Raw genomic sequence first — 20,062 nt, forward strand, 5'->3', positions numbered from 1 at the left:
GTGCGTCGTGAATTCGCAGAGGAGATTTTCCAATGGCCTATCGAATCGCCGGCCTGCCGCGCGGCGGCTTCGCGCAGTATTACGGCAAGACCGCAGAAGAACTTGGGCACATGGGCGCGAGACGGGTGCTCGCCGACGCTGATCGCGGCTTTCCCTGCCGGGTCAGCCTGGAGGATGCGAGGGCGGGCGAGAGCCTGATCCTGCTGAACTTCACCAGCCACGATGTCGCCAACCCATACCGCAGCGCCTATGCGATATATATCCGGGAGCATGCGGATCAGGCGCAGGATTTCGTCGATCGTCTGCCGCCGGTCTTCTCGGGACGGGCATTGTCGCTGCGCGGCTTCGACGGGGACGGCATGCTGCACGCGGCGAGCCTTGCCGCGCCGGATGAAGCGGACGATGCCATCCGGGCCTTGCTGGCGATGCCGCAGGTCGCTTGCATCCACGCGCACAATGCGGCCTATGGATGCTTCGCGGCGCGCATCGAGCGCCATGGAGACGGACTGTGAAGCCCGAACATATCGAGGTTGGCGAAAGCGTAAGTGACGAGCGTGCGTGGCAGGCCGTGCTCGCACGCGACCGCGCCTTCGATGGCCGCTTCGTCACGGGTGTGCTGTCGACAGGTATATATTGCCGCCCGTCGTGTTCGGCCCGCCATCCCCGGCGGGAGAACGTGCGTTTCTTTCAAGGCCCGGAGCAGGCGGCAGGGGCAGGGCTGCGCGCTTGCCTGCGCTGCCGGCCAGACGACGTCGCACGCGACGAGCAAGCGGTGACGCGGGCACTTGGCGCTCTGGCAGATGTAGAGCAGGCGCCGTCGCTGGCACGGTTGGCGGACGAGGTCGGATATAGCCCCACTCACTTCCAGCGCGTGTTCAAGCGGGCGGTCGGGCTTTCTCCGGCCGAATACCTGCGCGCCCGCCGGGCCGAGCGGGCAGGGGAGGCGCTTAGTGAAGGCAGCAGCGTTACCGAGGCGATCTACGAGGCAGGCTACGGCGCGCCTTCTCGTTTCTACGAGGCGAGCCGGGCGAGGATGGGTATGACGCCCTCCGCATGGCGTGACGGCGGCAGCGGGGTGACGATACGCTGGGCGGTCGTGGCCACGAGCCTTGGCGAAATGCTGGTCGCCGCTACTGACAAAGGCGTATGCCGGCTGTCCTTCGCGGAAGGGCATCAGGACCTGGCCGCGCGCTTCCCCAAGGCCGAGCTGGTCGAAGGCGGGCAGGATTTCGCGGCCTTGCTGGCAGATGTCGTCGACGCGGTGGAGAAACCGGGCGATTCCCGAATCATCCCGCTCGATGTGCAGGGCACGGCTTTTCAGGAAGCGGTCTGGCGTGAATTGCAGCGTATCCCCTTAGGCGAAACACGCAACTACGCCCAGATCGCCGCTGCCATCGGCAAGCCCGGCGCAGTGCGCGCGGCAGGCTCGGCCAACGGCGCGAACAACGTGGCGGTGCTGATCCCCTGCCACCGCGTCATTCGTTCCGACGGCGCAGTCGGCGGTTATGCATACGGCGAGGCGATCAAACGCGAATTGCTGCGGCGGGAGCGGGCGGGGGAATGACCACGGCCGGCCTCAGCCCGCTGCCTGTTCCGGAGAAGCTGCCGCCGGGACGCCTACGCCGGTTCATGGCGCATCCTTTGGTGCTACTGCCGCTTGGTGTCCTCTTCGTGGTTACGGGGGCGGTTCTGCCGGCCATCGCGCTCAAGATGCTTTTGCCGGGCAGTGCCTCGGTATCCGCCGCAGTGACCGGCTTCCTGACCGGCGCTTGCAGCCTCCTCGCCTACTTTGCCTTTCGCCGCTGGGTGGAGCGGGCACCGGCTGAACCTGCCCGACCTGCGCGCGCGTTGCGCGAACTGGCGGTCGGGGCGTCGGGAGGGGCGGTTTTGTTCGCCCTCATAACCGGCATCGTCGCGCTGCTCGGCGGGTTTTCGGTGATGGGCCTGCGCGGTATCGGTGACCTGTGGGTGTGGCTCGGGATCGCCTTCTCCAGCGGGATGGTCGAGGAAGCGGTATTTCGTGGCGTAATTCAGCGTCAGATCGAAGCGATGCTCGGGACATGGGCGGCCCTCGCGGCGACATCGGTATTCTTCGGCGCGGCGCATCTGACGAATCCGGGCGCGACCCTTTTTGCCGCATTCGCCATCGCCTGCGAGGCAGGCATCCTGCTCGGTTCGGCCTATCTGGTGACGCGCAGATTGTGGGCGCCGATCGGGCTGCACATGGCCTGGAATTTCACCCAAGGGTGGGTCTTCTCGATCCCGGTATCCGGCGGCAAGCCTCCCGTCGGCCTGCTGGAAACCCGGCTGACGGGCCCGGAATGGCTTACCGGCGGCGCCTTCGGGCTGGAGGCTTCGGCAGTGGCGCTGGTCGCGGCGAGCAGCGCGGGCGTCGTCCTGCTGATCCACGCCCATCGTCAGGGCCGGTTCCTGCCGCCGCGTTGGAAGCGAAGCCTGGCCTAGACGAAGGAATAAGGATCGATATCGATATTCACCCGCACCCCGCGCGGGAATTCGAGCGGGTCGAGCCATTCGCGCAAGGTCTTCTGCAATTCCGCCGAGCGCCGCGCGTTGATGAGCAGGCGGAAGCGGTGGCGTCCCCGCAGCAGCGACAGCGGGGCGGGCGCCGGGCCCAGCACCAGCATGTCCGGCAGGTTGGGCGCAGTGCCGCCGATGGCGCGAGCGGCGGAGAGGGCTTCGGCCTGGTCTTCGGAGCTGACGATGATCGCCGCCCAGCGCCCGAACGGCGGTGCGCCCGCATCGCGGCGCGCCTCGGTTTCGGCGGCGTAGAAGGCGTCACGGTCCCCATTGGCGAGGGCCTGGATCACCGAGGCTTCGGGGTGGCGGGTCTGGATCAGCACTTCGCCCGGCTTCGCCCCGCGTCCGGCGCGCCCGGCGACCTGTGCGACCTGCTGATAAGTGCGTTCGGCCGCCCGCAAGTCCCCGCCTTCGAGGCCGAGATCGGCGTCCACCACGCCCACCAGCGTCAGTTCGGGGAAGTGGTAGCCCTTGGTGACAAGCTGGGTGCCGATGATGATGTCGATCGCGCGGCCTTCCGCCATGGCGACGAAATCGCCGATGGCCTCGGGCGTGTTCATCGTATCCGAGGTGACCAGCGCGGTACGCGCCTCGGGCAGGATTTCCGCCACTTCGTCCGCGATGCGCTCCACGCCGGGGCCACAGGCGACGAGGCAGTCGCCGGTGCCGCATTTGGGGCAGGCCTCCGGCACCGGCACTTCATGGCCGCAGTGATGGCATGCCAGTCGCTTGGAAAACCGGTGCTCCACCAGCCAGGCGGTGCAGTTGGGGCACTGGAACCGGAAGCCGCAGTGGCGGCACAGCGTCAGCGGAGCATAGCCGCGCCGGTTGAGGAACAGCAGCGACTGTTCGCCCTTGGCCAGTCGGTCCTTCATCGATTCGACCAGCCGGGGCGCCAGCCAGCGGCCGCGTTCGGGCACTTCGCTGCGCAAGTCGAGGATCTGGATATCGGGCAGCTGCGCGCCGCCATAGCGCCCGACGAGATCGATCTTGCGGTAGACGCCCGCTTCGGCCAGCTGCATCGATTCGAGCGCGGGAGTGGCGCTGGCGAGGATGACGGGAATCTTCTCGAACTTGGCGCGCATCACCGCCACATCGCGGGCGTTGTAGCGCACTCCGTCGTCCTGCTTGAACGAGATTTCGTGCGCTTCGTCGACCACGATCAGCCCCAGATTCGCATAAGGCAGGAACAGGGCCGAGCGCGCACCCACAACAACCTGAGCACTGCCCAGGACGACCGCTCGCCACGCCCGGCGCCGCTCGCTGGACTTGAGCGAGGAGTGCCAGAGTACCGGCTGCACGCCGAATCGATGTTCGAAGCGGCGTAGGAAGTTTTCCGTCAGCGCGATCTCGGGCAGCAGCACCAGCACTTGGCGGCCTTCGCGGATCGCCTCGGCCACGCCTTCGAAATAGCACTCGGTCTTGCCAGAGCCGGTTACGCCGTCGAGCAGGAAGGGAGCGAATTTCCGCTCGCTTACGGCTCCGACGAAAATGTCGGCGGCCGCGCGCTGTTCGTCGTTGAGCGCAGGCGCCGCGAATTCGGGGCGGGCAGCGGGGTAGGGCCGGTCGAGGTCCACCACCACCGGCTCCAGCAGCCCTGCGCCTACCATCCCGCGCAGCACGCCTTCGGAAACGCTGGCGAGTTCCGCCAGTTCGCGGATCGAGCCCTGTTCGTGCTGCAGGGCGTCAAGCGCGGCGGCGCGCTGGGGCGTGAGGCGTGCCGGTTCGGTGCCGGTCAGGCGGTATTCGGTCGTGGTTCCGCCGCCGCGAAGCGCTGCCATGCTGCCCAGCGCCATGCGCGCCACCGAGGACAGCGGCGCGCAGTAATAATCTGCCGTCCACTCGATCAACCGCCGCAGCCGTTCGGGGATGGCCGGGGCGGGCATGACTTCCAGCAAAGGTCGTAGTTTCGATTCAGGCACTTCCTTGCCGCTGAGGCGTTCAGGCTCCCAGATGATGCCTAGTACCTGCCGCGGTCCGAGCGGCGCGACGACGATCGCTCCGAATTCTATCGTCATCCCCTCCGGTACGCGATAGTCGAGGACGCCGAGGGCAGCGTTGAAGACAAGGAGTCGGACACGTTTCATCTGGTGCCCATATAGGCACTGGCGGATTGGCTCGTGAAGGAGTGGAAGATGCGCAATTGGGGATCGAGCGTGGATGGAATGCCGGAAGATGGATTTATCGAGGGTGTGATGGCCTCTGCCGGCATGGCGCAGGGCGTCAGCCGCCGGTCTGTAGTCGCGGGGATTCTCGCGACGGGTGCGTTGCTGGCGCTGCCCGGCTGCGCGACGATGGGCAAGCCCAGCACCACGGACGTCATCCAGCGGCTGCTTACGCTTTCCAGCCAGCGCGCCTTCGCGCGGCTGACCCAGCCCGACGGCTTCTGGGATAGCGCCGTAGCGCGAATCGACATGCCGGTGCTGTTCGGACGCTCGGGCTCGGCGGTGGCGAAAATTCTGAAGTCGCCGCTGTTCCGCGAGAAGTTGCAGCATGAACTCAACAATGTCGCCGAAGACGGCGCCCGTGTTGCCGCGCCGCTCGTCAACGACGCGGTGCGCAGGCTGACCGTCAGCGATGCCCTTGCGCTGCTGCGCGGCGGCAGCACGGCGGCGACCACGTATCTGCGCCAGTCCATGGGTCCTTCGCTTGTCAACGCGATGATCCCGGAACTGGGCCGGGTGATGAGCGTGGCTGACGATCCGATTCTCTCGCAGGCTCTTGCGGCACTCACCGGCGTGAACATCACGGACGCCGCCCATGCGCTCGCCCTGGGTGCCGACAACGCCATCTGGTACGAGATCGGCGCGCAGGAAGGCGAAATCCGCGCCAACCCGGCCGCAACCAACGATCCGGTGCTGATCGCGGCGCTCAGATTGCTGTGAGTGAACGCGGCGGGGTTCGGGCAAGCTCGGCCTGACCCTTCGACAAGCTCAGGGTGAGCGGAGGTAGCGTGATATTCGCAACTCCGCTCGGGGTGAGCGGAGGTAGCGTAACAACCGCAACTCCGCTCAGGCTGAGCTTGTCGAAGCCCAAGGCGCAACGGCACTGGCCCCGCTGCCGCCCTTTCCCTATAGGGGCGGCCAGAATCGCTGCCCCATAGGACATCGCACCATGAAATTCTTCGTCGACACCGCCGATATCGCCGACATCAAGGAGCTTGCCGACACCGGCCTGCTCGACGGCGTGACGACCAACCCCTCGATCATCGCCAAGTCGGGCCGTGACTTCATGGAAGTGACGCGCGAAATCTGCGGCATCGTCGATGGCCCGGTCAGCGCCGAGGTCGTCGCGCTCGACCATGCCGGCATGATGCGCGAAGCTGAAGTGCTGCGTAAGATCGCCGACAACGTCTGCATCAAGGTGCCGCTGACCATCGACGGTCTCAAGACCTGCAAGGCGCTGACTGGCGAAGGCACGATGGTCAACGTGACGCTGTGCTTCTCGGCCAACCAGGCGCTGCTCGCCGCCAAGGCTGGCGCAACGTTCATCTCGCCCTTCATCGGCCGCCACGACGACAACGGCTTTGACGGCATTGACCTGATCAGCGACATCCGCCTGATCTACGACAACTATGCCTACGAGACGCAGATCCTGGCCGCTTCGATCCGCCACGGCGTGCACGTCCTGCAGTGCGCCAAGATCGGCGCCGACGTGATGACCGCGCCGCCGGCCGTCATCAAGGGTCTGTTCAAGCATATCCTTACCGACAAGGGCATCGAAGGTTTCATGGCCGACTGGGCCAAGACCGGCCAGTCGATCTGATCCTGATCCGTCGTCCCGGCATCGGCCGGGACGACGGCAAATGGCCTTGGGACATACCCAAAAAACGTCCATCCTCATCACATCGTCATCCTCACAACGCCCCGTCACCCTGAACTTGTTTCAGGGTCCATCACGCCGCGCGCCCCGCTTTTTGAAATCGAAAATCCAAAGGGCCGATGGCGAAACTGCGCTCCAGTCATGGCTGCCCGATGGACCCTGAAACAAGTTCAGGGTGACGGGCGAGTGGTGAGGAAAGCGGGCGAGAACAAGGGTATCGAAATTCCGCTCAGGCTGAGCCTGTCGAAGCCCCCCGCTAAACCACCCCCCTGACACATCGCTCATTTGAGCCGCGCGCCGTCATGCGCTAGCTGGGGTGCATGTCCGACGAATCTCCCGCAGACCGCTTCAAGTCCGTCCTCACCGGCGCCTCGCGCGCCATTGCGCAGGATACCGAGGTAGAGGTCAACTGGACCGCCGACGCGCCCAGTTCCACCGGCACCACCTTTCGCGTGCCGATGCCGGGCCGCAGCCTGCCCCGTGCCGCCGCCATGCAGGCCCGCGGCTATGCCGACAGCTTCGCGCTGAAACTGCGCCACCACGACGACAAGCTGCACATGCGCAAGGCTCCTTCCGAGCCTTCGGCCCGGGCTGCCTACGACGCTGTCGAGGCCGTGCGTTACGAGGCGCTGGGCGCCAATGCCTATGCCGGCATGGCGGATAACCTCGACGCCGCGCTGATGGCGCGTATCGCGTCGGACCCGATTTCCCGCGCCGATACGCCCGACGCGGTGCCGATCCCGGCCGCACTGGCGCTCCTGCTGCGTGAGAAGCTGACCGGCCAGCCGATCCCCGAGATCGCCGTCCCGGGCGTCGACATGGTCCGCAAATGGATCGAGCAGAAGGCGGGCAAGGACTTCGACGCGCTGGCGAACTCGCTGGAGGACCAGAGGGCGTTCCAGTCGCTCTCGCTCGACATGCTCCAGCACCTCGAATTGACCCGCTCCGAGGAAGTGCCCCAGGAACCCAACGAAGCCGACGATATGGACGGCGACGAGGAGACCGAGGAGCAGGAAGACGGCGGCGAGCAGGGTCAGGACCAGAACCCCGCCGAAATGGCCGCTGAACCCGCATCGGGCGAGGATGAAGGGGACAGCGAATCGGAAGGCGAGACTTCCGACGACATGGAGGAAGGCGACGAGGGCCAGGAAGGTGACGAGGGTATGCTCCCCGTGCGTCCCAACCGCCCCTGGACTGATATTCCCGACAGCTTCGACTACAAGGTTTTCACCGAGGCATTCGACGAAGTCGTCGGTGCGTCCGACCTGTGCGACGAGGAAGAACTGACGCGCCTGCGCGCCTATCTCGATGCGCAGCTCAAGGGTCTGCAGGGCGTGGTAACGCGCCTTGCCAACCGCTTGCAGCGCCGCCTGATGGCGCAGCAGAACCGCTCGTGGGATTTCGACCAGGAGGAGGGCCTGATCGACGCCGCAAGGCTGGCGCGCGTGGTCGTCTCGCCGGGGCAGTCGCTCTCCTACAAGGTTGAGCGCGATGTCGAGTTCAAGGACACCGTCGTCACCCTGCTGCTCGACAATTCCGGCTCGATGCGCGGGCGCCCGATCTCGATCGCCGCGATCAGCGCTGATGTCCTTGCGCGCACGCTGGAGCGCTGCGGCGTCAAGGTCGAGATCCTGGGCTTCACTACTCGCGCCTGGAAGGGTGGACAGGGCCGCGAGGCATGGCTCGCCAGCGGCAAGCCCGCACATCCCGGCCGCCTCAACGACCTGCGCCACATCGTCTACAAGAAGGCTGACGAGCCGTGGCGCCGGGCAAAGAAGAACCTTGGCCTGATGATGCGCGAAGGTCTGCTCAAGGAGAACATCGACGGCGAGGCGCTGCTGTGGGCGCATAGCCGGATGCTCGCCCGGCAGGAGGACCGCCGCATCCTGATGGTCATCTCCGATGGCGCCCCGGTGGACGATTCCACGCTCTCGGTGAACTCCGCCGGCTACCTCGAAGCGCACCTGCGCCGGGTGATCGAATGGATCGAATCGAAATCGCCGGTGCAACTGGTGGCCATCGGCATCGGCCACGACGTGACCCGCTACTACCGCCGCGCGGTGACGATCATGGACGCCGAACAGCTTGGCGGTACGATGATCGAACAACTGGCCGGACTGTTCGAGGAGGAGTGAGCGGCGGCGCGGCTTGACTGCGCCGCTTCGCCGCTTATGCGCCATCGCCTATGACCGACGCATCCAACCTGACGCTGTTCAACAGCCTGACCCGCCAGCTTGAGCCGTTCAAGCCCGTCCATCAGGGCGAGGCGCGCGTTTATACCTGCGGGCCAACGGTCTACAACTATCCCCACATCGGCAACATGCGCGCCTACGTCTTTGCCGACGTGTTGGGGCGGACGCTGAGCCACAAGGGCTACAAGCTCACCCACGTCATCAACATCACCGATGTCGGCCACCTGACCGACGACGCCGATGCCGGCGAGGACAAGATGGAGAAGATGGCGCGCGTGGCTGCGCAGTCGATCTGGGATATCGCCGCGCACTATACGAAGGCTTACTGGGCCGACATCGCCGCGCTTAATATCCGGCAGCCTGCGAAGTGGTCGATCGCTACCGATTACGTGCCGCAGATGATCGAATTTGCAGAGAAGATCGCGCCAAACCACTGCTACGAAATCGAAAGTGGCCTTTATTTCGATGTCTCGACCGTAGCGGACTACGGCCGGCTCGCGCGGGCGGTGACGGACGAAGGGGAGGGCCGCATCGAAGCTGTAGATGGTAAGCGCAACGCCGCTGACTTCGCGATCTGGCGCAAGACACCGCCGGGTGAGGAACGCCAGATGGAATGGGATTCGCCCTGGGGTCCGGGCGCGCCCGGCTGGCACCTAGAATGCTCGGTGATGAGCGGCGACCTGCTGGGCTTCCCGTTCGACATCCACACAGGCGGCATCGATCACCGCGAGATCCATCACCCCAACGAGATTGCCCAGAACCAGGCGTTCTGCTGCACCAATGGCCTCGACGTTCCTGCTAATTCGGGCGCCAAGGTGTGGATGCACAACAATTTTCTCGTCGAACGCTCAGGTAAGATGAGCAAGTCTTCGGGGGAATTCTTGCGGTTGCAACTGCTGATCGACAAGGGTTATCACCCGCTGGGCTACCGCATGATGTGCCTTCAGGCGCATTACCGCAGCGAGCTGGAGTTCAGCTGGGAAGGCCTCGCCGCCGCGCTTGTGCGCCTCAAGCGCATGATTATCGTCGCCGAGCGCCTCGTCGACGTGGAAGCGGGCGAAGCGGCGCACCCCAAGCTCGCGCCGATGCTCGAGACGTTCGAGAAGGCGATCGGCGAAGACCTCAACACGGCCATCGCCCTCACTGCGCTGGAGGAGGTGCTCGCGGCGAAGAAGGTCGATCCATCCGCCAAGCGCGCGGCAGTCGAAACGATGGATGCAGTGCTCGGCTTCGACCTGTTCGGTATTTCGCGCGCCGATTTGCGCCTGCGTCCCAAGACGGCTGCAATCACCGAAGCGGAGATCGACGATGTGCTGGCCCGCCGCAAGCAGGCCCGTGCCGAGAAGGACTTCGCGGCTTCCGACGCCCTGCGCGATGAACTTGCCGCCAAGGGCGTCGAAGCGATGGACGGCGATCCGCTCGGCTGGGAGTGGAAGCTGGGCTGAAAGGTCTTGGCGAGGGCATGCGCAGGGCGGCAAGGCTGATGCAAAACCCGCTCTTGTAACCGCCGGTCACCGCGCCAAGTTTGGGTCTTTGCCGACCCGCGGAGTTCCCCATGACCGTCGCCGTTCTCAACGCCCTTTCGCGTCCATTGCTGGAGGGCAAGATGCCTGAGGGCGTCGAGCCTTTGTGGTTCGATGATACCGAGGAACTCATGGCACTCGCGCCCCGAGCGGAAGTGGCGTGGCTGGACATGATAAAACCGCCCGTGGCCGCCGAGGCGATTGCGCTGATGGAAGGGCTCAAGTGGTACAACGCCATGTCTTCCGGCGTAGACTGGCTGCCGTTGCCGATCCTGCGTGAGCGCGGTGCGGCGCTGACCAACGGCGCGGGCATTCATGCGCAGACGGTTTCCGAATACGCCGTCATGGGCATGCTGACGATGGCCAAGGGCTGGCGCGAGGTTGTGCGGGCGCAGGATCGCCGCGAATGGCTGACCGAGCCTCCTGGCAAGCGCGAACTGCTGGATGCCGAGGTGCTGGTGATCGGCGCGGGTGAAATCGGCTCGCGCATCGCCGAGATGCTGCGGGTGTTCGGGGCCAAAGTCACCAGCGCGCGGCGGCGGCCCGGTCCCGGTGATTTAGGCCAGGACGAGTGGCAGGGCGCGCTGGGCCGGTTCGACTGGGTGATCCTGATCGTGCCTTCCACGCCGGAAACCACCGGCATGTTCGGCGCCGCGCAGTTTGCCGCGATGAAGCCGGGGGCGAGCCTGCTCAATTTCGCGCGCGGCACGGTTCTCGATCAGGATGCGCTGCTGGGGGCGATCGATTCGAGCCATCTCGGCGGAGCGTTCCTCGACGTCACCACGCCCGAGCCGCTTGCGGCCGACCATCCGCTGTGGTCGCGTGACAACGTGCATATCTCGATGCATCTTTCAGGCCGCGCGCAGGATGCGCTGCTGGCGCGCGGGACGGCGAGGTTCCTCGGCAATCTCGAACGCTATTGCCGGGGTGAAGCGCTCGAACACCAGGTCGACCTTTCGCAGGGCTATTGACCCGGCGGATACTGGTTATCGGGGTATACCCGCGCGCCTGTTCCTATTAGTTTGGACAGGAGGCTATCGAAATCATCAGGGAGAACCCCGAGGCAAATCGCGTATCAGCCTCGGGAGCAACCGGCCGCACGGTACAGGCTGGCAACGAAATGTGGGGAAAGCGGATCATGGCTGAAAGCGACAAGCGCAAGGCGTCGGACTTGTTCATCGAATGTCTGGAGCAGGAGGGTGTTGAATACATCTTCGGCGTTCCGGGCGAGGAAAACCTCGATTTCCTCGATTCGCTTTCGCGCTCCAAGCAGATCAAGCTGGTCCTCACCCGGCATGAGCAGGGCGCCGGCTTCATGGCCGCGACGTATGGACGGCACACCGGCAAGGCAGGCGTTTGCCTTTCCACCCTGGGTCCGGGCGCTACGAACTTCGTGACCGCAGCCGCTTATGCGACGCTGGGCGGCATGCCGATGCTGATGATTACCGGCCAGAAGCCGATCAAGAAGTCCAAGCAGGGCCGCTTCCAGATCCTCGACGTGGTTTCGATGATGCAGCCGATCACCAAGTACGCGCACCAGATGGCGTCTTCGGACAATATCCCGAGCCGCGTGCGCGAGGCGTTCCGCATCGCCGAAGAAGAAAAGCCCGGCGCCACCCACATCGAACTGCCCGAGGATATCGCCGACGAGTACACCGAGTCCCGCGCCCTGCCGCGCTCGATCGTGCGCCGCCCTAGTGCGGACGTGAAGTCGATCATTCAGGCGGTGGATGCCCTGCAGAAGGCGAAGCGGCCGGTGCTGGTGATCGGAGCAGGCGCCAACCGCAAGATGACCAGCAAGATGTTGGGCGAATTCGTCGAGAAGACCGGCATTCCCTTCCTCACCACGCAGCTTGGCAAGGGCGTGATCGACGAGCGGCATCCAAAGTTTCTGGGCTGCGCGGCGCTGTCTGCCGGCGATTTCGTGCACCGCGCGATCGAGGATGCCGACTGCATCGTCAATATCGGTCACGACGTGATCGAAAAGCCGCCGTTCTTCATGACCAACGACGGCACCCGCGATGACCGCACCGTCATCCATATCTCGACCAAGACGGCCGAGGTCGACCCGGTCTACTTCCCGCATATCGAGGTGATCGGCGATATCGCCAACGCCATGTGGCAGATCAAGGAAGCCATCACCCCGTCGGAGAAATGGAGCTTCGACGCGATGCTGCGCTACCGCCAGGCCGAGGTGGAGCACACCGCAAAGCTGGCCGCGGATGAGCGTTTCCCGATCTTCCCGCCGCATGCGGTCGAGCAGGTTCGCAATGCGCTGCCGGACGATGCGATCGTCTGCCTCGATAACGGCATCTACAAGATCTGGTTCGCGCGCGGGTACAGCGCGCGCGGGCCGAACACGGTGCTGCTCGACAATGCGCTGGCGACGATGGGGGCAGGGCTGCCCTCTGCCATGGCGAGCGCGATGGTCTATCCGGGGCGCAAGGTGTTGGCGGTCTGCGGTGACGGCGGCTTCATGATGAACAGCCAGGAAGTGGAGACGGCGGTGCGCCTCGGTCTCGACCTGACGGTGCTGATCCTGAACGACAACGCCTATGGCATGATCCGCTGGAAGCAGGCGAACATGGGCTTTGCCGATTTCGGCCTATCCTACGGCAATCCGGATTTCGTGAAGTATGCCGAGGCCTACGGCGCTAACGGATACCGCGTGGAAAGCTCGGGGCACCTGAAGGAACTGCTCGCCCATTGCCGCGATACGCCGGGCGTGCACATCATCGACTGCCCGGTCGATTATTCCGAGAACGACAGCATCCTCAATACCGAGATCAAGGAAATGTCCCGGGCCCTCTGAGGCTTGGGCATCCTCTGCAGAAAAAGGCCCGTCATCCTTTTGGGGATGACGGGCCTTTTTCGTGTTTGAGCCCTGATCGGGGGGGGGCTTTTCAGCAGTCTTCCAGAAGCAGCAACTGAGCCTCCACCGTCATGCGCGGATGCGGGGAAACATGGTGCTCCACCGCGATCACTGCGGCGTCGGCCACGATCTGGCCGCTTATGGTGAACTCGTGCTCGGGCAGGGCGGCAACATAGTCCTCGCCCTGCACGATCCCCTCGACGCCATGGAATTCGAGCACGACGACGTGGCGCGATCCGGTGAAGGTCGCGCTCGACCACGCCTTTTCGGTGTGGAGCAGGAACTGCGCGGACCCACCGGCCAGTTGCAGCATTTCCGCCAATAGCCGCAGCCATGGGCCGCGCTCGGAGCGGGCCGGCGCGGCGGGCGATTCGCCATCTTGCCGCGGGTCGTAAGAGACGGGGGTGCGAAGGGCATTACAGGGCATGGCGGTCCTCGATTGATCCGGAGTGATAGGTGTTCATGAACTGCTCGACGCGCGCGGCGGTCTGTTCGCGGGGCAGGCGGCCATTGCGCAAATCGGACACGAAGCGCGGGTCCTGGGCGGCCAGGCGGCCGAATTTGGTCCAGGGCATCTTGGTCTGGCGCAAGAAGCGCTCGATCTTGCGCAGGAGCATCCTGGCAGGTCCTTTCTTTAGGAATCGACTTTATGTTCCCATTATGTTCCAGTCGAAATCCTACTTGTCTAGGAAATTTCCTACGAGTATGGTTACAAGATGGAAATTGATCCTGCCCGCCGCCGCTTGCTGGAACTGGCTGACGAACGCCGGGTCAGTTTGGCGCGGCTTTCACAAATGCTCGGGAAAAATCCGAGCTATCTCCAGCAATTTGTGCGCAAGGGCAGCCCTCGGCGGCTGGAAGAACAGGACCGGGGAATGCTCGCGCGGTTCTTCGGAGTCAGTGAGGACGAACTGGGCAGGGTGAAGGATAATTCCTACATTTCTGCCGATTTGCGTAGGAAATCGGATTGGGTCGACGTTCCGCGCCTGGCCATCGGTGCCTCGGCGGGCCCAGGCTCCCTCGCAGAAGGCGAGGCGGCGTTCGATACCATCCGGTTTTCGAATCGCTGGCTGCGCTCGATGGGTCTCCAGCCCGGGCATTTGTCGACCATCGTGGTGAGCGGCGATTCGATGGAGCCGACTTTGCGCGACGGCGACGAGATCCTCGTGGATCGCAGCTTGCGCCCCCGCCGCGACGGCATCCATGTCGTGCGGCTGGGAGACAGTCTGCTGGTCAAGCGCCTCGATACCGCCCGTTCGGGGGTGATCGTGCTGATCAGCGACAACGCTGCCTATCCACCTGTCGAATGCGTTCCGCAGGATGTGGAGGTCATCGGCCGGGTCGTGTGGAAGGGCGGGAGAATTTAGGCCGGTTGCAATCGCGCTGCAGTGTGGCCATTTTTGCCGGCATGACCGAAAGCACCGATACGGCCGTAGAGCAGGCCCCCGCCCAGCAAGCGATGCGCGTGGGCATTATTCCCGTGACGCCGCTCCAGCAGAACTGCTCGCTTCTGTGGTGCACTGCCACCATGCGCGGCGCGCTTGTCGATCCGGGCGGTGATCTGCCCAAGCTCAAGCAGGCGATCGAGAAAACCGGCGTCACGATCGAGAAAATTCTCGTCACGCATGGTCACCTCGATCACTGCGGCCAGGCGGGAGTGCTTGCCAAGGAACTCGGCGTTCCGATCGAAGGGCCACACGAGGAAGACCGCTTCTGGATCGCCCAGCTGACCGACGATGGTCCGCGCTGGAACATGGAGGCGCATACCTTCGAGCCCGACCGCTGGCTGGAGGATGGCGACAAAGTGACGGTCGGCGAACTGGAGCTCGACGTCGTTCATTGCCCCGGTCACACGCCGGGTCATGTCGTATTCCACCATGCGCCGAGCCGTTTCGCGATGGTCGGCGATGTCCTGTTCCAAGGCGGTATCGGCAGGTGGGACTTCCCGCGCGGCAATCTCGACGACCTCGTCGATTCGATCACGCAGAAACTCTGGCCGCTGGGCGACGATGTGACCTTCGTGCCGGGGCATGGGCCCATCAGCACCTTCGGACAGGAACGCCGGACGAATCCCTATGTCAGCGATGATGCGCTGGATGGCCGCCGGCCGGGACAGGGCCTTTACGGATAAAAGGCATCAGCCCGGACCCTCGGCCTTCGGTCGGAGGTGTGCCAGGATGATGCCTTTTATACCGCTTCAGAAGCGGCCCAGCGCGATCAGCACGGCCATTGCCGACAGACCCAGCAATACCAGCACGGTAGTGATGAAGCCGACCGCGCGCAGCGGCGATTGCTCGGGCTTGTCCATTCCGAAAGCGTGGGCAACGCGCGCCAGCATATAAAGCGAGCCGACGACCGCGAGCCAGGTGCCCCCCTTGCCGGTCAGTTCGATCGCAGCGATGAGAATCAGTACGAAAGGCGTATTTTCCACGTAGTTCGAATGCGCCCGCATCCGCTGCAGGAGAATCGGGTTACCGCCATCGCCGTGCCATACTTTGCTTCCAAAGCGGACCTTGCCCGTGCGCACTGCAAGCCAGAAGTTGAGCACGGCCGCCGCTGCGGCAAGGCTAAGGGTGGTCTGTAGAATCATCTGGCGGTGCTCCGGGTAAGCTTGCTGTTGGCTGGGGCTCGTTCATGGTTGTCATGAGCGAGGGAGTAACGGGTTGCAACTCGCCTGAAATGAGGTATAGGCGCGCCTTCGCAAGCCGCCATGTCCGACTTCGGCCATTGGCGGCGTTTTTTACAGAACAGCAGTTCCAGGAACAGGTGCCGAAATGGCTGTCCCTAAAAGAAAAGTTTCCCCTTCCCGCCGCGGTATGCGTCGTAGCCATGACGCGCTTACGGTCGCAGCATTCCATGAATGCTCGAACTGCGGTGAACTGAAGCGTCCGCACAACCTGTGCGGTGCTTGCGGTCACTACAACGGTCGTGAAATCGTCGCGGTCGAAGTTTAAAGACACCTGACGAATTTCGGAGAGAGCCCATGAGTTTGCCGCGTATCGCCATTGACGCGATGGGCGGTGACGAGGGCGTGCGTGTCATGATCGATGGCGCCGCACTCGCGCGCCGCCGGCACGACCGCTTCAAGTTCCTGCTTGTGGGTGATGAGACGCGGATAAAAGCCGCGCTCGAATCGCATCCCAACTTGCGGGCCAGCTCCGAGATCCTTCACACCGAAGGCGTCATCAGCGGCGAGGAAAAGCCGAGCCAGGCCTTGCGGCGTGCCAAGGGCACGTCGATGGGCAAGGCCATCGAAGCGGTAAAGCTCGGCCATGCCGGCGCGGCCGTCAGCGCTGGTAATACCGGCGCGTTGATGGCGATCGCAAAGCTTTCGCTGCGTACGATGCCCGGCATTGATCGCCCCGCGCTTGCAGCCCTGCTGCCGACGCTGGGCGACAACGATGTCGTCATGCTCGACCTTGGTGCCAATACCGAGTGCGACAGCCGTAACCTGGTCCAGTTCGCGGTTATGGGCGCAGCCTATGCCCGCGTGGCGACCGGGCGCGAACAGCCGCGTGTGCGGCTGCTCAACATCGGCAGCGAAGAGATCAAGGGCACTGACGAGGTGCGCGACGCCGCAGCCATTCTCAGGCGCGCGGCCGGCGACCTTTCGATGTCCTTCGACGGCTTTACCGAGGCAGACAAGATCTGCCGCGGCGAAGTGGACGTCGTCGTGACCGACGGTTTCTCCGGCAATGTCGCCCTGAAGGCGGTTGAGGGCACGGCGCGATTCGTGGCCGACTTGCTGAAGCGCGGCTTCTCCAGTTCGCTTCGTTCGAAGATCGGCTTCCTGATCTCGAAACCGGCGACAGAGCTGCTCAAGCACCATCTCGACCCCAACAATCACAATGGCGCGGTCTTTCTTGGCCTCAACGGCATTGTCGTGAAGAGCCATGGTAGCGCCAACGCTGCCGGAGTGGCCAATGCCGTGGCGGTCACCGCCCGGCTCCTGGAGGAAAACGTGACCGAGCGCATCACCGCCGACCTTGCCCGTCTGGGAGGGTCGACCTTGCGTATGCCGCGTGTCCAGGAAGAAAGCGCCTGATGCTACGTTCGGTACTGATCGGAACCGGTTCTGCGCTTCCGCGCCAAGCAGTCAGCAATGCCGAACTCGCAACGCGGGTCGACACCACGGATGAGTGGATCGTCGAGCGCACCGGCATCACCAACCGCTACATCGCCGCGCCGGACGAAACCACGTCCAGCCTCGCCACCGAGGCAGGCCGCAACGCGATCGAGGCGGCGGGAGTCGATGCGGCATCGATCGACCTGATTGTGCTGGCCACCGCAACGCCCGACCAGACTTTCCCTGCCAGCGCCACCATCGTCCAGCGCAATCTGGGTTGCCGCGCGGGCGGTATCGCCTTCGACGTAGCCGCTGTGTGCTCCGGTTTCCTCTATGCCGTCGGCGTAGCCGATTCGATGTTGCGCACGGGGATGGCCAGGCGCGCGCTGGTGATCGGGGCGGAGACGTTCAGCCGCATTCTCGACTGGGAAGATCGCACGACTTGCGTTCTTTTCGGCGACGGGGCCGGGGCAGTTGTTCTTGAAGCGCAAGAACAGGAGGGTGAAAACCCCCGGGGCATCCTTGCCACCCGTCTCCATGCCGATGGCGCGCACAACCAGTTGCTCTTCGTCGACGGCGGTCCTTCGACCACCGGGACGGTTGGAAAACTGCGCATGAAGGGCCGCGAAGTTTTTCGCCACGCTGTCGTCAATCTTGCCGAGGTTCTGCGCGAAGTCCTTGATGAAGTTGGACTTTCTACCGACGACATTGACTGGCTGGTGCCTCATCAAGCCAATGCCCGCATTCTCGATGCGACCGCCAGGAAGCTCAACATGCCGGCCGAAAAGGTCGTGACGACGGTCGGTCAGCATGCCAATACCTCTGCCGCTTCGGTTCCTCTTGCTCTGGACCAGGCGGTCCGTGATGGGCGGATCAAGACCGGCGATTTGGTTATGCTTGAGGCCATGGGCGGCGGATTTACGTGGGGTGCAAGCCTGATTCGGGTCTAATGGTTGCCTGAATTGGTTCAGTTGCGTTCAATATTGGACGCAGCATTGCTTTCTTCGTGATTTTTCATATTATCACCGCATCAGCGCACGAAGGGGATGCGGGCTTGATGCGCTCAACAGATACTTTGACCAGAGCAGAAATCGCCGAGGCCATTCACAAGAAACTGGGCATATCCAGGGCGGAGTCGCTTGCGATGGTGGAGGCGATCCTCCAGCAGATGTGCTCGGCCCTCAGCAGCGGCGAGAACGTCAAGATCTCGGGCTTCGGGACTTTCCTGCTTCGCGACAAGGGCGAACGGGTCGGTCGCAATCCCAAGACCGGCGTGGAAGTGCCGATCACGCCAAGGCGCGTGATGACGTTCCGCGCCAGTCAAATGCTGAAGGACCGTATCGCCCAGGATTGAAGGGAAAACCCTTCGGGATAAGGCAGGTATGAGCGTTTCAGACACCCCGTCAGATCAGGTTGCCAATACAGCAGTCCATGGTTTCGTGCCCTTGTTCGACGATGGCAAGGACCCGGAGGCGCTACGCACTATCGGCGAAGTGGGCAAGGCACTGGGGATTCGTCCGCATGTCCTGCGTTACTGGGAAGAACAGTTTCCCGCCCTCAGCCCGATCAAGCGTAGCGGTTCGCGCCGGTACTACCGGCCCGAGGATGTGGCGCTGATTGCCCAGATCGACCATCTCGTCCACCGTGAGGGCTACACCTTGCGCGGCGCCGAGAAAGTCATCGCGGACAAGTTGTTGCAGCCAACTGCAAGCGTCTCGGACACTGTTCCCGAAGTTGCCGCCAAGTCGGGCGATGAAGAGTTGTTCGGAAAACTTGCAGCGATTCGCGCCGAATTGGCCGCCGGGCTGGCCGCAGCCTAGGCGGCGCGGCTGCCAGCCTGCCATGCGGGCGGGCACCGGCTTGCTGAATGCCGCCATATCCAACCGACCTATTGGTCTGTATGCGCTGTGGACGCCAAAGGCGGCGAGAGTTCCGGTGCGCAGTAATGCGCCGGAATTGCCCGGCCGCCTGCCGTTCCTTTCCTCGCTTGCCGGGGCCGAACCAGAAAGTCGCTGCCGCAGTCTCATGGAAATGAATGTTCCCACTCTCGCCGACCTTGGCTGGAAGCCGGTTTTCAGCGTTCAGGTGTCAGCCGAGGAAGACCAGCAGTGCCAGCCGGTTCGCGTCATGGCCGTCCATCGCGGCATGATCTCGGTTGCGGGCGAGGGGCTGGAGGCCATGATTTCCCCCCGCATTTCCAATTCTCAGGGCGAGGAAGATCGTCCGACGGTAGGCGACTGGCTTCTTATCGACCGCGAGAGCCGGGAAGTGATGCGCATCCTGACCCGGGTGAACCTGTTCAAGCGTCCGGCGCCGGGTCACGGGCGGAGCATCCAGCTGATCGCCGCGAATGTCGACACGCTTTTCATCGTTGCCTCCTGCAATCAGGATTTCAGTGTTCCGAGGCTGGAGCGTTATCTCGTGCTGGCGCGCGAAGTGGGGGTGACGCCGGTTGTGGTGCTGACCAAAATCGACCTCACCGATGAGCCCGAGGCGTTTCGCGAGGCCGCGCGGGAATTGCAACCGGGTCTTCAGGTCGAACTCGTCAACGCGCGCGATCCCGCCAGCGTCGCTCGCCTTGCCGGGCGCTGCGGGCTTGGCGAGACAGTTGCGCTGCTGGGCTCTTCAGGCGTGGGCAAGTCCACCCTGGTCAATTCGCTGCGCGGTTCGGACAGCATTCTGACCCAGGCGGTACGCGAAATCGACGGCAAGGGGCGGCATACGACCACCGTGCGCGAAATGCATCGGCTCGATCAGGGTGGCTGGCTGATGGACACCCCCGGCATGCGCGAATTCCAGATTTCGGACGCGACCTCGGGCATTGCCGAGGTATTCGACGATATCGTTGCCCTGACGCTGGAATGCCGCTTCACGAACTGCAGCCACGAAGCTGAGCCGGGATGCGCCATTCAGGCAGCCATGGCGCAGGGCACGCTGACACTCACCCGCCTTGAGCGATGGCGCAAGCTGTCTGCCGAGGACATCGTCAATACCGACAGCCTGGCGGAGCGGCGCAGCCGCACGCGCGGCGCCGGAAAAAGGAAGTAAC

The 20,062-nt window shown here is 64.0% G+C and carries 21 protein-coding genes; 17 read left to right on the plus strand and 4 right to left on the minus strand.

What is annotated here, in order from left to right:
• Positions 1 to 32: 32 nt before the first annotated feature.
• The 3 genes from TQ38_RS07975 to TQ38_RS07985 are packed head-to-tail and all read left to right on the plus strand — an operon-like array spanning position 33 to position 2,463.
• Positions 33 to 512: a DUF1203 domain-containing protein gene (locus tag TQ38_RS07975; RefSeq protein ID WP_043975264.1), complete on the plus strand. Its 480-nt coding sequence runs from the start codon at positions 33 to 35 to the stop codon at positions 510 to 512.
• Positions 509 to 1,564, plus strand: a complete 1,056-nt coding sequence (gene ada, locus TQ38_RS07980) for a bifunctional DNA-binding transcriptional regulator/O6-methylguanine-DNA methyltransferase Ada (protein ID WP_240197996.1) — start codon at positions 509 to 511, stop codon at positions 1,562 to 1,564. Before TQ38_RS07975 ends, ada begins: the two co-directional genes overlap by 4 nt.
• Positions 1,561 to 2,463 carry a CPBP family intramembrane glutamic endopeptidase gene (locus tag TQ38_RS07985; RefSeq protein WP_043975262.1) on the plus strand — a complete coding sequence of 301 codons (903 nt, stop codon included), beginning with the start codon at positions 1,561 to 1,563 and terminating at the stop codon, positions 2,461 to 2,463. Before ada ends, TQ38_RS07985 begins: the two co-directional genes overlap by 4 nt.
• Here the strand turns inward: TQ38_RS07985 and TQ38_RS07990 are convergent.
• On the minus strand, positions 2,460 to 4,625 hold the full coding sequence (locus tag TQ38_RS07990; protein ID WP_043975261.1) for a primosomal protein N': 2,166 nt from the start codon (positions 4,623 to 4,625) through the stop codon (positions 2,460 to 2,462). The genes TQ38_RS07985 and TQ38_RS07990 overlap by 4 nt on opposite strands.
• Positions 4,626 to 4,673: 48 nt before the next feature.
• Between TQ38_RS07990 and TQ38_RS07995 the strand changes: the two genes are divergently transcribed.
• The 6 genes from TQ38_RS07995 to TQ38_RS08020 all read left to right on the plus strand — a co-directional run bounded on the left by TQ38_RS07995 (position 4,674) and on the right by TQ38_RS08020 (position 12,887).
• Positions 4,674 to 5,423: a DUF4197 domain-containing protein gene (locus tag TQ38_RS07995; RefSeq protein WP_082057671.1), complete on the plus strand. Its 750-nt coding sequence runs from the start codon at positions 4,674 to 4,676 to the stop codon at positions 5,421 to 5,423.
• Positions 5,424 to 5,652: 229 nt separating this feature from the next.
• A complete protein-coding gene (gene fsa, locus TQ38_RS08000; protein ID WP_043975260.1) occupies positions 5,653 to 6,303 on the plus strand; it encodes a fructose-6-phosphate aldolase in 651 nt (216 codons plus the stop codon).
• Between the two features lie 377 nt (positions 6,304 to 6,680).
• Positions 6,681 to 8,495 (plus strand): cobaltochelatase subunit CobT, encoded by a 1,815-nt coding sequence (gene cobT, locus TQ38_RS08005; RefSeq protein WP_043975259.1) that lies wholly within the window; start codon positions 6,681 to 6,683, stop codon positions 8,493 to 8,495.
• Positions 8,496 to 8,545: 50 nt separating this feature from the next.
• A complete protein-coding gene (gene cysS / locus TQ38_RS08010; protein ID WP_043975258.1) occupies positions 8,546 to 9,997 on the plus strand; it encodes a cysteine--tRNA ligase in 1,452 nt (483 codons plus the stop codon).
• Between the two features lie 110 nt (positions 9,998 to 10,107).
• Positions 10,108 to 11,046 (plus strand): D-2-hydroxyacid dehydrogenase, encoded by a 939-nt coding sequence (locus TQ38_RS08015; RefSeq protein ID WP_043975257.1) that lies wholly within the window; start codon positions 10,108 to 10,110, stop codon positions 11,044 to 11,046.
• Positions 11,047 to 11,213: 167 nt separating this feature from the next.
• On the plus strand, positions 11,214 to 12,887 hold the full coding sequence (locus TQ38_RS08020) for an acetolactate synthase large subunit (RefSeq protein WP_043975256.1): 1,674 nt from the start codon (positions 11,214 to 11,216) through the stop codon (positions 12,885 to 12,887).
• A 91-nt stretch (positions 12,888 to 12,978) separates the two neighbouring features.
• On the opposite strand, the gene TQ38_RS08025 is transcribed toward TQ38_RS08020, so the two are convergent.
• Both TQ38_RS08025 and TQ38_RS08030 read right to left on the minus strand, forming a co-directional pair.
• Positions 12,979 to 13,374, minus strand: coding sequence for a hypothetical protein (locus tag TQ38_RS08025; RefSeq protein WP_240197997.1), 396 nt, complete (start codon positions 13,372 to 13,374; stop codon positions 12,979 to 12,981).
• Entirely contained in the window at positions 13,364 to 13,564 is a 201-nt protein-coding gene (locus TQ38_RS08030) for a hypothetical protein (RefSeq protein ID WP_043975255.1), read from the minus strand. Before TQ38_RS08030 ends, TQ38_RS08025 begins: the two co-directional genes overlap by 11 nt.
• 99 nt (positions 13,565 to 13,663) lie before the next feature.
• Between TQ38_RS08030 and TQ38_RS08035 the strand changes: the two genes are divergently transcribed.
• Both TQ38_RS08035 and TQ38_RS08040 read left to right on the plus strand, forming a co-directional pair.
• On the plus strand, positions 13,664 to 14,314 hold the full coding sequence (locus TQ38_RS08035) for a S24 family peptidase (RefSeq protein ID WP_043975254.1): 651 nt from the start codon (positions 13,664 to 13,666) through the stop codon (positions 14,312 to 14,314).
• 41 nt (positions 14,315 to 14,355) lie between these two features.
• Positions 14,356 to 15,078, plus strand: a complete 723-nt coding sequence (locus tag TQ38_RS08040) for an MBL fold metallo-hydrolase (protein ID WP_043975428.1) — start codon at positions 14,356 to 14,358, stop codon at positions 15,076 to 15,078.
• A 66-nt stretch (positions 15,079 to 15,144) separates the two neighbouring features.
• On the opposite strand, the gene TQ38_RS08045 is transcribed toward TQ38_RS08040, so the two are convergent.
• Positions 15,145 to 15,537, minus strand: coding sequence for an MAPEG family protein (locus TQ38_RS08045; RefSeq protein ID WP_043975253.1), 393 nt, complete (start codon positions 15,535 to 15,537; stop codon positions 15,145 to 15,147).
• Between the two features lie 184 nt (positions 15,538 to 15,721).
• Here TQ38_RS08045 and rpmF point away from each other — a divergent pair, with 184 nt between their 5' ends.
• From rpmF to rsgA, 6 genes are all read left to right on the plus strand, one after another.
• Positions 15,722 to 15,901 (plus strand): 50S ribosomal protein L32, encoded by a 180-nt coding sequence (rpmF, locus tag TQ38_RS08050; protein ID WP_082057670.1) that lies wholly within the window; start codon positions 15,722 to 15,724, stop codon positions 15,899 to 15,901.
• 29 nt (positions 15,902 to 15,930) lie between these two features.
• Positions 15,931 to 16,992: a phosphate acyltransferase PlsX gene (gene plsX / locus TQ38_RS08055; RefSeq protein ID WP_043975252.1), complete on the plus strand. Its 1,062-nt coding sequence runs from the start codon at positions 15,931 to 15,933 to the stop codon at positions 16,990 to 16,992.
• Entirely contained in the window at positions 16,992 to 17,963 is a 972-nt protein-coding gene (locus tag TQ38_RS08060; RefSeq protein WP_043975251.1) for a beta-ketoacyl-ACP synthase III, read from the plus strand. Before plsX ends, TQ38_RS08060 begins: the two co-directional genes overlap by 1 nt.
• Positions 17,964 to 18,070: 107 nt before the next feature.
• Positions 18,071 to 18,367 (plus strand): integration host factor subunit alpha, encoded by a 297-nt coding sequence (locus TQ38_RS08065; RefSeq protein ID WP_043975250.1) that lies wholly within the window; start codon positions 18,071 to 18,073, stop codon positions 18,365 to 18,367.
• Positions 18,368 to 18,395: 28 nt separating this feature from the next.
• On the plus strand, positions 18,396 to 18,833 hold the full coding sequence (locus TQ38_RS08070; RefSeq protein WP_043975248.1) for a MerR family transcriptional regulator: 438 nt from the start codon (positions 18,396 to 18,398) through the stop codon (positions 18,831 to 18,833).
• A gap of 115 nt (positions 18,834 to 18,948) precedes the next feature.
• Positions 18,949 to 20,061: a ribosome small subunit-dependent GTPase A gene (gene rsgA / locus TQ38_RS08075; protein ID WP_370059791.1), complete on the plus strand. Its 1,113-nt coding sequence runs from the start codon at positions 18,949 to 18,951 to the stop codon at positions 20,059 to 20,061.
• The last annotated feature ends 1 nt before the right edge of the window (position 20,062 follow it).

The organism is Novosphingobium sp. P6W (assembly GCF_000876675.2).
Taxonomy (GTDB): Bacteria; Pseudomonadota; Alphaproteobacteria; order Sphingomonadales; family Sphingomonadaceae; genus Novosphingobium.